The organism is Pseudomonas sp. FW305-E2 (genome assembly GCF_058782925.1).
Genome location: NZ_JBYSYE010000004.1, coordinates 1 through 13,448 on the forward strand (window position 1 = coordinate 1; position 13,448 = coordinate 13,448).

General features: G+C 62.1%; 10 protein-coding genes and 1 pseudogene. 6 read left to right on the forward strand and 5 right to left on the reverse strand.

The features are described from left to right. The first annotated feature begins 422 nt into the window (after positions 1-422). Entirely contained in the window at positions 423-2,231 is a 1,809-nt protein-coding gene (locus AC3WLP_RS05150; RefSeq protein ID WP_088512920.1) for an ABC transporter ATP-binding protein/permease, read from the forward strand. Between the two features lie 223 nt (positions 2,232-2,454). Here the strand turns inward: AC3WLP_RS05150 and AC3WLP_RS05155 are convergent, their stop codons facing one another. Then, on the reverse strand, positions 2,455-3,654 hold the full coding sequence (locus AC3WLP_RS05155; protein ID WP_088512919.1) for an MFS transporter: 1,200 nt from the start codon (positions 3,652-3,654) through the stop codon (positions 2,455-2,457). Positions 3,655-4,094: 440 nt separating this feature from the next. Between AC3WLP_RS05155 and AC3WLP_RS05160 the strand changes: the two genes are divergently transcribed. Both AC3WLP_RS05160 and AC3WLP_RS05165 read left to right on the forward strand, forming a co-directional pair. Then, on the forward strand, positions 4,095-6,329 hold the full coding sequence (locus AC3WLP_RS05160) for a TonB-dependent siderophore receptor (protein ID WP_088512918.1): 2,235 nt from the start codon (positions 4,095-4,097) through the stop codon (positions 6,327-6,329). 126 nt (positions 6,330-6,455) lie between these two features. Further along, positions 6,456-6,995, forward strand: a complete 540-nt coding sequence (locus AC3WLP_RS05165; protein ID WP_088512917.1) for a histidine phosphatase family protein — start codon at positions 6,456-6,458, stop codon at positions 6,993-6,995. 3 nt (positions 6,996-6,998) lie between these two features. Here AC3WLP_RS05165 and AC3WLP_RS05170 read toward each other — a convergent pair whose 3' ends face one another. After that, a complete protein-coding gene (locus AC3WLP_RS05170) occupies positions 6,999-7,784 on the reverse strand; it encodes a sulfite exporter TauE/SafE family protein (protein WP_003250191.1) in 786 nt (261 codons plus the stop codon). Positions 7,785-7,909: 125 nt separating this feature from the next. Then, the gene (locus AC3WLP_RS05175; protein WP_047604082.1) at positions 7,910-8,503 is read right to left on the reverse strand and encodes a helix-turn-helix domain-containing protein; all 594 of its coding nucleotides are present in this window, start codon (positions 8,501-8,503) and stop codon (positions 7,910-7,912) included. Between the two features lie 115 nt (positions 8,504-8,618). Here AC3WLP_RS05175 and AC3WLP_RS05180 point away from each other — a divergent pair, with 115 nt between their 5' ends. From AC3WLP_RS05180 to AC3WLP_RS05190, 3 genes are all read left to right on the forward strand, one after another. After that, complete coding sequence (locus AC3WLP_RS05180) at positions 8,619-9,755, forward strand: NAD(P)/FAD-dependent oxidoreductase (protein WP_019752059.1); 1,137 nt, start codon at positions 8,619-8,621, stop codon at positions 9,753-9,755. A gap of 12 nt (positions 9,756-9,767) precedes the next feature. Next, positions 9,768-10,145: a RidA family protein gene (locus tag AC3WLP_RS05185; protein ID WP_003250199.1), complete on the forward strand. Its 378-nt coding sequence runs from the start codon at positions 9,768-9,770 to the stop codon at positions 10,143-10,145. Between the two features lie 112 nt (positions 10,146-10,257). Further along, on the forward strand, positions 10,258-11,322 hold the full coding sequence (locus AC3WLP_RS05190) for a YkvI family membrane protein (protein ID WP_088512916.1): 1,065 nt from the start codon (positions 10,258-10,260) through the stop codon (positions 11,320-11,322). A 110-nt stretch (positions 11,323-11,432) separates the two neighbouring features. On the opposite strand, the gene AC3WLP_RS05195 is transcribed toward AC3WLP_RS05190, so the two are convergent. After that, on the reverse strand, positions 11,433-12,173 hold the full coding sequence (locus AC3WLP_RS05195) for a methyl-accepting chemotaxis protein (protein WP_370290711.1): 741 nt from the start codon (positions 12,171-12,173) through the stop codon (positions 11,433-11,435). 114 nt (positions 12,174-12,287) lie between these two features. Further along, a pseudogene (mcpA, locus tag AC3WLP_RS05200) lies at positions 12,288-13,364 on the reverse strand (methyl-accepting chemotaxis protein McpA); the annotation flags it as partial. Between the last annotated feature and the right edge of the window lie 84 nt (positions 13,365-13,448).

Genomic DNA, 13,448 nt, shown 5'->3' on the forward strand with positions numbered 1-13,448 from the left:
TCGCCGATGGTAGTGTGGGGTTTCCCCATGTGAGAGTAGGTCATCGTCAAGATTCATTTCGCAAAACCCCTATCTGCGCATGCAGGTAGGGGTTTTGTCTTTGTGGGCAAAAAAACTGGGCTTGCTTGAATCCCTGTGGAGCGGAGATGGCACCGGCTCGCCGGTGTTCGCGGGTAAACCCGCTCCTACAATGGCCTGTGTCCACCCCCCGATGTGTGTCCACCACCAATCTGTGTAGGAGCGGGTTTACCCGCGAATACCGTGGCGGCGGCAACGGTGAACGGCGGGTGGAGATTGGCCAGCAGGGCCGGCTCTTTCGCGGGTAAACCCGCTCCTACAAATCATGAAATGTGCGTCATTTATACCTGACGAATGACAGCGTAATGCTACGCTCGCGGAAATACTCAGCACGGATACTTACCATGGAAATGAACTGGCATCAGGCCCTGCAAGAGAGCCTAAGCTGGCTGGCAATCGCCTCGTTCATCACCCTTGTCAGCTTCACCGCAGCCGCAACTCTGGCCGTAAGTTGTACACGCTGGGGCAGCCAGTTCTGGCAGCTTGCCGGGCCCTATTTCAGTTTCAGGCGCAGTTGGCGGCCGTTGCTGGTGTTTGCCCTGCTGCTGGTCCTGACGCTGTTTTCGGTTCGCCTGAACGTGCTGTTTTCGTTTTGGTACAACGGCTTCTACAGCGCCTTGCAGGGCCTTGACCAAGCGGCGTTCTGGTACCTGCTCGGCGTCTTCGGGGTGCTGGCCACCATCCATGTGCTGCGCTCGCTGTTCACCTTCTATGTCAGCCAGGCATTCAGTATCAAGTGGCGGGTCTGGCTGACCGAGCGCCTGACCCACGACTGGATGCAGGGCGATGCCTATTACCGTGGCCAGTTCCTTGCCGAGCCAGTGGACAACCCTGACCAACGTATCGAACTGGACGTTAACGCTTTCGTCACCAACTCGGTCACCCTTGCCCTGGGCGCAGTCAGTGCGCTGGTTTCGCTGGTGGCGTTCACCGGCATCCTCTGGGGGTTGTCGGCACCGTTGACGGTGGCCGGCGTAGAGATCCCTCGGGCGATGGTATTTGCCGTTTACCTGTATGTCATCGTCGCCACTTGGGTCGCCTTCCGTCTTGGGCGCCCGTTGATCCGGCTTAACTTCCTCAACGAGAAACTTACCGCCAACTTCCGTTACGCATTGATGCGTCTGCGTGAGAACGCCGAGAACATTGCCTTCTACCAAGGTTCGCAAGTCGAGCGGGGCACGTTGCTCGGCCGTTTTGCTGCCTTGATTGTGAATGCCTGGGCATTGGTGTACCGGAACTTGAAGTTCAGTGGCTTCAACTTGGGTGTCAGTCAGGTGGCCGTTGTGTTTCCGTTCATTCTTCAGGCGCCGCGCTTCTTCAGTGGGGCGATCAAGCTGGGCGACGTCATGCAAACTTCCCAGGCCTTTGGGCAGGTGCAGGATTCTTTGTCGTTCTTCCGTGAGTCGTACGATGCGTTCGCGCAGTACCGCGCGACCCTTGACCGTCTCACCGGCTTTCTCGATGCCTACCAGCAGGCAAGTGCGTTGCCGCGCGTCACGACCGAAGACCAGGCGCATGCGCTGCAGATTGCGGGATTACAGGTACTGCGCCCGGACGGACATGCCCTTATCGCCGACCTGGACCTGAGCCTGCACGCCGGTCAGGCGTTGTTGATCAAAGGGCCATCGGGCAGTGGTAAAACCACGCTGCTGCGTGCCCTGGCGGGCCTTTGGCCGTATGCCGAAGGCAAGGTCAGGCGGCCAACGGGGCATCAGGCACTGTTCCTGTCGCAACGCCCGTACCTGCCGCTGGGTGACTTGCGTACCGTCATTGCCTACCCGGCAGCCAGTAATTCCAAGGATGAGTTGCTCATGCAGCAGGCACTGCGCCAGGTCAACCTGGCCCACCTGGCCGAGCGTCTGGACGTCAGCTGTGACTGGTCACACATCCTCTCGGTGGGCGAGCAGCAGCGTCTGGCGTTCGCCCGGGTGCTGTTCAACCGGCCTGAGGTGGTGTTTCTCGACGAGTCCACCTCGGCGATGGATGAGGGGCTCGAGCATGCCCTGTATGCGTTGTTGCGTTCGGAAATGCCGAGTGCATTGCTGGTCAGTGTCGGCCACCGCAGCACGCTGGCAGCGTTCCATACTCACCGGCTTGAGGTGGATGGGCATGGCGGTTGGTCGTTGCTGGAGCAGGAGGCTGCGCTGGCCTAGTTCGGCTTGAGGGGGAGATCGCCATCCAGCATCGCGATCAGCTTGGCCCCTTCACTGCGTGCATTGCCGACATCCTTGGTGACCCGAACCACTCGAACGCCTGCACCGGCAGGCCGTGCTCCGTGGCTAGGCGTTCGACCCCTGCGGCGGGAGCGTTCGGGTTACAGGATGGAACTGTTCAACCTGCGTGCGCTGCAGCCGTGAACCGCCAGGCTAGCCAGGTTCAGCGCAGCAGCGTCAGCCCTGCAAGGGTGGTGACGGCAAACCCTGCACCAACCAGGAAGGTTGCCTGGAACCCCGCACTCTCCCACAGCAATCCGGCTACCACGCTGGCTATCAGCAGTGCCGCACCGGTCAGCAGGTTGAACAGGCCGAAGGCGGTACCGCGCAAGTTGGCGGGGGCGCTGTCGGCAATCATGGCAGAGAAGATGCCTTGGCTGAAGCCCAGGTGCAGGCCCCAGGCCGTTACCCCAAAGGCAAGCCCGGCCCATCCTGGCAAAAGGGCCAGCAGCAGGTCGGCAGTGATCAGCAGGCCTAGCCCGGCCATCAGCACGCCACGGCGCCCCACTCGGTCCGACAACACGCCGGCAGGGTAGGCCGACAGTGAGTAGGCCATCGCCATCAATACCAGTACCGCCGGCGCCCACAGCGGAGTCAGGCCTATGTTCTGAGCCCGCAGCAGCAAGAACGCCTCGCTGAAACGGGCGAAGGTGAACAACGTGGCCAGACCGATCAGGCGCCAATAGACCGGCCCCAGGCGACGCAGCGCGTGCAGTGCCAACGGTGAGCGTACCGGACGCCCCATAGCTGAGGTCTCAGGTTCGTGAACGAAGGCAACTAGGATATACACCGCCACGAACGCCGGGATAATAGCTACCCAGAACACGGTCTGGAAATGGCTCGCTGTCAGCCACATCAACACGATCGCCAGCAATGGCCCGAGGATAGCGCCCACGGTATCGAGCGCCTGACGCAGGCCGAACGCCGCGCCGCGCAGCTCGACCGGCGTAACATCGGCCACCAGCGCATCGCGGGGTGCCCCCCGAATGCCTTTACCGACACGGTCGACGAAGCGTGCCGCAGTCAGCCACTCAAGTCCGGAGGCCATGGGAAATACCGGCTTCATCAGCGCACTCAGGCCATAGCCGATCACTGTCAGCAGCTTGCGTTTACCCAGTCGGTCGCTGAGGGCGCCAGAGAACACCTTGGTGAACGATGCGGTCGACTCGGCGATTCCTTCGATGAACCCCACCGCGATCACCGAAGCGCCGAGCACACTGACCATGTACAGAGGCAGTAGGGCGTGGATCATCTCCGAGGAAATGTCCATCAACATCGACACGAAGCCCAGCGCCCAGATGCTGCGGGGCATCTTCGGCAGGCTTTTGGCAGTGCTTGCGCAGCTGTTGTCATCGCCACGCATCTGGGCGCTCCGCAGCGTTGTACGTCGAAACTGTAGATGCCTGCGCACAGGATGCAAATCGGATAGGTGGATGGCAGCAACAGCCTGCGGACATGACTGAACTGTCCATGAATGCAGGGTGGTCATTCCGTCATAGGGTGCCTTCGCTGGTGTTCGCGGGTAAACCCGCTCCTACAGGCGAGCGCGAAGGCTTATCAAATGTTGAGCAAGACCGTTGCTCCCACAGCGAGGCTCGCGAGCCTCGCTGTGCCAAAGATCATGGTTCAGCAAAGTCCAGTTACAAACATGTAAACTTCGTAAATAAGATTTACTCGCATTTACGACTCTCTATATTTACCACCCCTGTTGGCCGCCAAACTGAGTGCGGGGCCGGTGGGCGAGGGCTCCCGGTTTCCGACAGGGATGTGCCTTTTCGCTCATGAATCGCAGGAGATGTACCCATGCAGTGCAGAACTTCATCCAACAGCCTGGCCCTGGCGTTCGTCGCGCTGGCGTCGCCGTCCATGCTGGCGACTGCGGCAGAGTCTGAGGAGCTGCGTGCGGGTGAGGTAGTGGAAGCGCCCGTCGCCGACAACGCGCTGGTGATCCAGGACACCCTGATCACCGCCGAGCGCGAGGCGCGACAGGCCCTGGGCACGTCGATCATCACGGCCGAGGACATCAAGCGCCACCCACCGGCCAATGACCTGTCCGACATCATCCGCCGCGAGCCCGGGGTTAACCTGACCGGCAACAGTGCCAGTGGCGCACGCGGAAACAACCGGCAGATCGACCTGCGCGGCATGGGCCCGGAGAACACGTTGATCCTCATCGACGGCAAGCCATCCAGCGCGCGCAACGCTGTGCGCTATGGCTGGAACGGTGACCGTGATACTCGGGGTGAAACCAATTGGGTGCCGGCCGAAGCGGTCGAGCGCATCGAGATCCTGCGTGGCCCGGCCGCCGCACGCTACGGCTCCGGCGCCATGGGCGGGGTGGTCAATATCATCACCAAGCGTCCTTCCGACGAGCTGAAAGGCAGCGTCAGCCTGTACACGCAACTGCCCGAAGACAGCGCAGAAGGCGCCAGCCGGCGAGCCAACTTCAACCTCGGTGGCGGCCTGACCGATAACCTGGGTTTGCGCCTGTACGGTGGCCTGGCCAAGACTGACGCCGACGATCTGGACATCAACGCCGGGCATGCCACCAGCGCCCTGGTTGCGGGGCGAGAAGGCGTTCGCAACAAGGACATCAACGGCCTGCTCAGCTGGAAACTGAACGACGAGCACCGCCTGGAAGCCAGTGCCGGCTACAGCCGTCAGGGCAACATTTTTGCCGGCGACACCATGAACAGCAATGGCGGCGGAGACGTCGACTTCGTCTCCAGCCTCTACGGCCACGAAACCAACGTGATGCAGCGCAGTACTTATGACCTGACCCACCTCGGTGATTTCACCTGGGGTACCAGCAAGACCACACTGGCCTACGAATACGTACGCAACTGGCGCCTTAACGAGGGCTTGGCTGGCCGCACCGAAGGTGCCCCAAGCGACGAAGGTGGGGCCATGTCCCGTTTGCGTAACACACGCCTGAGCAGTGAGGTGAACCTGCCGTTCGCCATGGGCAGCACAGAACATGTGCTTACCTTGGGTGGCGAGTACCTGTACGAAACCCTCAACGACCAAGGTTCGTTGCGCCCGCAAAGCTCCGACCCCACCCACAATGACGGCCTTGTCGGCTTCGATCGCAGCAGCTCGAAGATGACCGCACGCAGCTATGCGCTGTTTGTCGAAGACAACATCATCGTTGGCGACACCACCCTTACGCCGGGCCTGCGTTTTGACCACCACGAAACCTTCGGTGACAACTTCAGCCCCAGCCTGAACCTGTCGCACAAGCTCACCGAAGCGCTGTCGGTAAAAGGTGGTATCGCCCGTGCCTACAAGGTTCCGAACCTGTACCAGTCCAACCCCAACTACCTGCTGTACAGCCGCGGTAATGGCTGCAGCGTGCAACAGACCAACAATGGCGGCTGCTACCTGCAGGGCAACGCCGACCTCAAGCCCGAGATCAGCGTCAACAAGGAAATCGGCCTGCTGTACGACCGGGGTACCTGGCGCACCAGTGCCACCTACTTCCGCAACGACTACAAGAACAAGATCATCGGTGATACCGATGTACTTTACACCATGGGTACCGGCAGCCGTGTGACTCAGTGGGACAACGCCGGCAAGGCACGGGTGGAAGGTATCGAAGGCAACTTCTTCATCGAGTTGGCCCCGACCCTGGACTGGAACACCAACCTGACCTGGATGCTCGACAACGATGATCGCGAAACGGGCGAGCCGCTGTCGGTGATCCCGGAATACACCGTCAACACCAGCCTCGACTGGCGCGCGACCGAGCAGCTGTCATTCCAGGTAGCGGGTACTTACTTTGGCAAGCAAAAATCGCCGACCTACAACTACCGCACCCAGCAGGACTACGACAAGGCCGCCCAGCAGGACGTCGAGGCCTATGGCCTGGTGGACGTGAGCGCCGGGTACAAGTTCAATGCCAACTACGACGTGCGGGTGGGCGTGAACAACGTCTTCGACAAGCAGATCCTGCGCGGCGGCAACGCCAGCAGCTCGGGGGCAAACACGTATAACCAGCCGGGCAGGGCGGTGTTTGCTGCGCTGAATATCAACTTCTGATCCAAAGGGCCGCTCTGCGGCCCAATCGCAAGTCAACCGGATCGCGAATGGCCGGCGACATTGTTGCAGCCAAACGTCTCGCAGCGTGCTAAACCATGCACCCCAGCCCGCTGCGAGAAATGCCTGGTGAAAGCCATCCGCCTGACCCTGATTTGCCATGCCCTGACCCAGGCCCAGAAGAACGGGCGCCTGCACCATACGGATGATGGCATCCTGCCGCTAGCCCGACAGGCAGACGCCGACCGATCAGGCGTGCAACTGCTGAGTGCGCCAGAGCGGCGGGCCTGCGAGACGGCGGCGTGGTTAACGGGGGCGGTACAGGTCGAGCCGGGCTTGGCCGATTGCGACCTTGGGCGTTGGCAGGGTGTGTCGTTGAAGCAGCTACAAGCCGAGCAACCGCTGGCGTTGGCAGAATGGCTGCGGGATCCGGCCAGTGCCGTGCATGGTGGCGAGTCGTTCGCTGCGCTATGCCAGCGCCTGGCCGCTTGGCTGGCGGCCTTTGACAGGCCGGGTGACTGGCTGGCCGTGACCCACCCGATGGTCATACGCGCCATGCTGGTACAGGTGCTTGGGTGTCCGATGAGTGCCGGGCAGCGAATCGACGTGCTGCCGCTGTCACGCCTGGAACTGAGCTTTACCGGGCAGTGGCGGTTGCGCCTAGGCTAAGGCTCAGAACGCCAGCTTGTAACCGATCAGCAGCAGCATCGTTGCCAGGCAAGGGCGCAGCACGCGGTCGGAGATTCGCCCGGTGAGGTGGCTACCCAGATAGATGCCTGGCAGCGAGCCCAGCAGCAGGTAGCCCAGCAGCGACCAATCCATGTTGCCCATGCCCGCGTGGCCCAGGCCTGCTACCAAGGTCAGTGGCACGGCGTGGGCAATTTCGGTACCGACCAGGCGACGGGTGACCAGGAACGGGTACAGCAGGAACAGCGCCACTGTACCCAGGGCGCCAGCACCGATGGAGGTGAGGGTGACCATTATTCCAAGCACCACGCCGGTCAGCACCGTGAGGGTGTTCAGGCTACGGTCGCTGAGGTGGTAGTGATCACCGGCATGGCGGCTGGCGAAGGCCTGCAGGCGCGATTTGAACAGGATGGCCAGCGCGGTCAGGATCAGCACCACCGCCAGGCCTTGCTTGATGATGGCGTTGAGCGCCGAGGTATCGGTGTGCAGGGTGCTGAGGAACCACAGGGTCAGCGCCGCAGCGGGCACGCTGCCCAGGCTGAGCAGGCCGGTGATCTTCCAGTCGATGTTCTTGTTGCGCGCGTGCACCCAGACGCCACTGGCTTTGGTGATCGCTGCATACAGCAGGTCGGTACCGACAGCGGTCGCCGGGTGGATACCAAACCACAACAGGATCGGGGTCATCAGCGAGCCGCCACCGACGCCGGTCATACCGACGATGAAGCCCACGACCAGGCCAGCAATGGTGAAACCGAAAGAACCTACATCCATACGCTACTCGACTGCCCAACTTTGCCCGTTATCGGATGCCAGTCAGCATATAGATTTTTTTATAGCCAAATAGACTTGTTCGTTATTAGGTTATAACCGGGTTTGCCTTGGGCGGGCGCGACCGATCAACGATCAGTCATCACCACCATGACATGGGCATCACCACCGTCATCACTTTCCGACAGGTAGATGTGCCCCACCTGACTGTCGAAATACGCCGTCTCCTGCGGCCCGATGCTGACCGCTTCGCCGGTCTCGAACTCGATGCGCACGCGCCCGCTCAGCACCAGCGCGAACTCTTGCCCGGGGTGGCGAATAAAATCGTCGAACTGGCCGCGTTCCCGGGCAATGATGCGGGCATAAGCCGGTGTCATGCGTCGTGCGGGGAAATCCCCGGCAATCGGATAATAGTCGTAGGTGCCGGTCGAATAACCCGCCGCTGCGGGCAGTGAGTCAACCACCACGGTCACCGGCACCGGGGTGCTGACCGTGCCGCTGGCGCGGAACAGCTGGGCAATATCGACATTCAGCGCCCGCGCAGCAGCGGCCAGTTTTTCATAGCTGACCGACACCTGCGCCAGTTCCATCTTCGACAACGTGGACAGCGGTACGCCACTGGCTTCGGACAATTGCTTGAGGGTCATCTGGCGCGCCTTGCGCACCTGGCGCAGGCGCTGGCCCACTACTGCACGGTCAAGCTGGGGTAGAGCTGAAGGCATTCAGGGATCTCGGCATGCGGCGTTGGTCGGGCATCTTACCTTGGACCCTTGCGCATTTCTAAATTCTCATATATTAGAATTCTCATAAATGATAATTTGCCTGGCAGGAGCGTGCATGACCCCGACCTACGACACCCTGATCATCGGTGCTGGCATCGCCGGCGCCTCGCTGGGCTACCGCCTGGCCGGCCAGCAGCGTGTGCTGCTGGTCGAGCGTGAATCGCAGCCTGGCTACCATTCCACCGGGCGTTCGGCGGCCATGTTCATGGAGGCTTACGGCACCCCACAGATCCAGGCACTGACCCGCGCCAGCCGAGCCTTCTACGAAGCGCCACCGCAGGGCTTCTGCGAGCACCCGCTGCTGGAGCCGCGAGGCTGTCTGTATGTGGCCAGCCTGGAGCAGCGTGAACTGCTTGAGCAAACTTACGCGCAGAACCTGGCCAATGGCACAGAGGTCAGCCTGCTGGACCGGGACGCGGCCTTGGCACTGATACCCAGCCTGCGTGGCGAAACCCTGGCCGGCGCGGTGCTTGAGCCAGGTGCGATGGACCTTGATGTACATGCCTTGCACCAAGGCTTCTTGCGTGGTTATCGCACCGCCGGCGGTGAACTGCGCTGCAACGCCGAGCTGATCCAGGCCTGGTACCTGGACGGCGTGTGGCAGGTGGAGTTGGCTGATGGCAGCCGTCTGCAGGCCCGATGTCTGGTCAATGCTGCAGGTGCCTGGGCGGACCGTGTGGCCGAGCAGTGCGGGGTGGCGCGCATCGGCTTGCAACCGTGCCGACGTAGCGCATTCACCTTCCCCGGCCCGGCAGAACAAAACTTTGCCCGCTGGCCTGCAGTGATTGGCGTCGATGAAAGCTTCTACTTCAAGCCTGATGCCGGCCAACTGTTGGGGTCTCCAGCCAATGCCGACCCGGTTGAGCCACAGGATGCCGCGCCCGAGGAGTTCGACGTGGCCTTGGGTATTTACAACATTGAAGCCATGACCACCTTGGCGATCCGCCGCCCTAGCCACACCTGGGCCGGGCTGCGTTCGTTCGTTGCCGACGGCGACCTGGTGATCGGCTTCGATGCGCATGCACCCGCGTTTTTCTGGCTGGCGGCCCAGGGTGGCTATGGCATCCAGTCGGCAGCGGGCGCCTCGCGCCTGGCCGCCGACTTGCTGATGGGCCAGCCCGTGTGTCCCGACCTTGTCAGCCAGGGCGTGGCGCCCGAGCGCCTGTCCCCGGCCCGTTTCCAGCAACCCTGAAAGGAGCATCCCATGAGCAATGACATTCAACGTTTCCCCAGCAGCTTGCCGTTCCCGTTTTCCCGCGCCGTAAAGGCCGGTGGCTTTCTGTTCCTCTCCGGGCAGGTGCCGATGAGCGCTGGCGGCGAAGTGGTGCGCGGTGATATCCAGACCCAGACCCGTGCTGCCTGCGAGCGCATCGCCGAAAGCCTGGAGGCCTGTGGCGCGCGTCTCGACCAGGTGGTGAAGGCCACGGTCTGGCTGTCGGACATGCGCCATTTCGCCGGCTTCAACGAGGTGTACAAGGCGTTCTTTGGCGCGGCGCTACCGGTGCGTTCCACCGTGGCTTCGGCGTTGGCCCTGGGCGTGGATGTGGAGATCGAAGTGCAGGCGTTCGTCGGCGACGCCTGACCGGGCAAAGAGCCCGTGTAGAGGCGGCCTTGTGTCGCGATGGGCTGCAAGGCCGCCCCTACAACCGGTATGCGACGGCGATGACAAAACAACAATAAATCCAGAGGTTCACATGCAAGAGCAGCTGAAGATTGCCGGCGCATTTGTCGGCGTGATCGTGGGGGCGGGGTTCGCTTCAGGGCGGGAACTGTTGTTGTTCTTTGTCGATTTCGGCGTGTGGGGGTTGGCTGGCGCGTTGGTCAGCGCCGCCTTGTTCACCTTCCTCGGCATGGCGTTGGCGGGGCTGGGCAATCGCCAGCAGGCCACCTCGCACAAGGATGTGATCCTGGCCATCTGCGGCCGTCACCTGGGCATGTTCGTCGACTGGTTGATCACCTTTTTCATGTTCGCCGTCACCGTGGTCATGCTGGCCGGTGGTGGTGCCTTGCTGGAGCAGCAGTTCGGCATCCCGGCCCTGACCGGCAGCGTGCTGGTGACGCTGGTGGTAGTCGGTATCGTGTGCCTGGACGTGCGCAAGATGATACTTGCAATTGGCGCCATCACACCCTTGCTGATCCTGGTGGCTTCGGCAATAGCGCTGTATGCCGTGATCACCCGCGAGCAGAGCTTTGCTGCGCTCGATCAGGTGGCCAGCCAGCAACAGGCTGGCACCCGCCATTGGCTGCTGGGGGCGTTCTTGTATGTGTCGTATAACATCGTCGCGGGTGCGCCGATCCTGGCCATTCTGGGCGGTTCGGCCAAGGGCGAGAAAGCCGCGGTGTGGGGAGGCCTGCTCGGTGGTGCAGCGCTAGGCGGCCTGATGCTGGTGATGAGTGCCGGGCTGCTGTCGCGCCTGGACAGTGTGGCCGACCAGCCGATGCCCATGCTGTCGATTGCCAACGAAGTGTCACCACTGCTGGGGCTGGTGATGTGCCTGATCATCTTCGGCATGATCGTCAACACCGCGGTGGGCACGCTGTTTTCCTTCCTCTCGCGGCTGTTACCGGCCGGCACGACGAAGTTCCGCTGGGGCTCGGTGGTGACCGGGGTGGTGGCGTTCGGCTGCAGCCTGGTGGGGTTCATCAGCCTGGTGGGCGAAGTGTACCCGTTGTTTGGCTACCTGGGCTTTGTGCTGATGGCGGCGGTGCTGCTGGCCTGGGTGCGGCGGGGCAAGGCTGTTGAAGCGGCGGTGGCGTAACGGGCTGCATGACAACCCGATCGCGGCACAAGGTCGCTTCCACGGCAACCGCGTAACACCTGTGGAAGCGGCCTTGCGTTGCGCAAGGGGGCGAAGCGCCCCCAAGGCCATCAGATCCTGAAGCTGCCTACCAACTGCTTCAAACGCCCAGCCTGCTGGGCCAGCTGGTCGCAATGACGCAGGGTCTCGTTGAGGTTCTCCACCCCTTGCTGGTTCAGGGCGTTGATCTGGGTGATGTCCAGGTTGAGGCTCTCGACCACGGCAGTCTGTTCTTCGGTCGCTGTCGCCACCGACTGGTTCATGCCATCGATTTCGCCAATGCGCTGGGTCACGCTGGCCAGGCGTTCGCCGGCCTGGTTGGCCACCTGCACGGTCTGTTCGCTGGAAACTTGGCTGGTGTTCATGGTGTGCACCGCTTCGCGCGAGCCCACCTGCAGGCTGGTGATCATGCGGTGGATTTCTTCCGCCGACTCCTGAGTACGGTGCGCCAGGTTGCGCACCTCGTCGGCCACCACGGCAAAGCCACGGCCGGCTTCACCGGCACGGGCCGCTTCGATGGCGGCGTTCAGTGCCAGCAGGTTGGTCTGCTGAGAAATGCCCTTGATCACGTCGAGGATCTTGCCGATTTCGTCGGTGCTGGCGTTGAGCGTTTCGATCTGCGCGCACGACTCGCTGATCCGTTGCGACAGGGCAGTCATGGCGCTGATGGCTTCTTCAACCACTTCACGGCCACCGTGCGCCTGTTCGCTGGCACCGCTGGCATGTTGCGAAGCATCTGCGGCGTTGCGAGCGATTTCCTGGGTGGCGGCGCCCAGTTCGTTGATGGCGGCAGCGACGCTGTTGGTGCGCATGCTCTGTTCTTCAGAACCGCTGATCGACGCATTGGACGCACTGACCACTTTTTCCGAAAGATCATGCACCAGGCGGGTGGCCGAGGACACTTCGCTGATCGAGGCATGGATACGCTCGACAAAGCGGTTGAACGAGGTAGCCAGTTCGCCGAACTCGTCCTTGTTCTGCACGGCCAGGCGGCGGGTAAGGTCACCTTCACCTTCGGCGATGTCGCGCATGGCGCGGCCCATGGTGGTCAGCGGGCTCATCAGCACCGGAATCAGCAGGCCGAGCAGGCCGGCGATGGCGGCCACGGCAATCAGCATGGCAATGATCGCCGAGGTGCGGAACTGGCTGAGCGCGGCATAGGCCTTGTCCCTGTCGATCGACAGCCCGATGTACCACTGCGCCGAAGGCAGGCCGGCCACCGGGGCGAACGAGATGATGCGGTCCTGGCCGTTGAGGGTGACATCCTGCATGCCGGCGGCAACCCGCAGGTTGCTGCCTGGGTAGATGTCCTTGAGGTTCTTCATCACTTGGTCTTTGTTCGGGCTGACGATCACCTGGCCATTGGCGTCGGCCAGGAAGGCGTGACCGATGCCGCCGAAGTCGACCGAGTTGATGATCTCGACGAGTGTGTCGAGGGTAACGTCACCGCCGACCACACCGATCAGTTCGCCATTGCGCTTGCTCTTCACCGGCGTGGCGATGGTCACCATCAGGCCACCGACTGCCCCCTGGTACGGGGCGGTCAGCACGGTCTGCCCGGCGTTGGCGGCGGCGCCATACCAAGGGCGCTGGCGCGGGTCGTAACCGGCGGGCATCTGGGCATCCGGGCGCTGGGTGAATTCGCCGTTGGCCTGGCCCAGGTAGGTGAACAGGAAATTACGCGTGTAGGACGGCTGCTCGATCAGCCCTGCCAAGGTGTCGCCGGCGCCTTGCTGACCGATGTCCTGGGCCAGGTTCTCCAGCACCAGAATGCGCCCGCTCATCCAGTTCTGCACACTGCTGGCGGTCAGTGCACCGGACTGCTGCACCGAGGCTTCGATATTCTGGCGGATGGTATTGCGTTGCAGGTAGTCGTTGTAGAGCGTGAACAGGGCAAATGCCAGGACCACGACGCCGCAGGCGCTGAGCAGGATCTTGTGGCGAAATTTCAGGTTCATGTTTCGAGACCTTGAGCCAATGAGGGGAGGGCGCAGCGCGCTCATGACGCGATGCGGGGCCTGTCGACCGAGATATCGGCTCGAGGGGTAAAAGATTGAAGTGCTTAGAGAAATTTCTTACAGGCGTTT

Bases quoted from the DNA above. Each gene is read 5' to 3' on its own strand.
- AC3WLP_RS05150 (WP_088512920.1), top strand. From the start codon at position 423: ATGGAAATGAACTGGCATCAGGCCCTGCAAGAGAGCCTAAGCTGGCTG.
- AC3WLP_RS05155 (WP_088512919.1), bottom strand. From the start codon at position 3,654: ATGCGTGGCGATGACAACAGCTGCGCAAGCACTGCCAAAAGCCTGCCG.
- AC3WLP_RS05160 (WP_088512918.1), top strand. From the start codon at position 4,095: ATGCAGTGCAGAACTTCATCCAACAGCCTGGCCCTGGCGTTCGTCGCG.
- AC3WLP_RS05170 (WP_003250191.1), bottom strand. From the start codon at position 7,784: ATGGATGTAGGTTCTTTCGGTTTCACCATTGCTGGCCTGGTCGTGGGC.
- AC3WLP_RS05175 (WP_047604082.1), bottom strand. From the start codon at position 8,503: ATGCCTTCAGCTCTACCCCAGCTTGACCGTGCAGTAGTGGGCCAGCGC.
- AC3WLP_RS05180 (WP_019752059.1), top strand. From the start codon at position 8,619: ATGACCCCGACCTACGACACCCTGATCATCGGTGCTGGCATCGCCGGC.
- AC3WLP_RS05185 (WP_003250199.1), top strand. From the start codon at position 9,768: ATGAGCAATGACATTCAACGTTTCCCCAGCAGCTTGCCGTTCCCGTTT.
- AC3WLP_RS05190 (WP_088512916.1), top strand. From the start codon at position 10,258: ATGCAAGAGCAGCTGAAGATTGCCGGCGCATTTGTCGGCGTGATCGTG.
- AC3WLP_RS05195 (WP_370290711.1), bottom strand. From the start codon at position 12,173: ATGCGCACCAACAGCGTCGCTGCCGCCATCAACGAACTGGGCGCCGCC.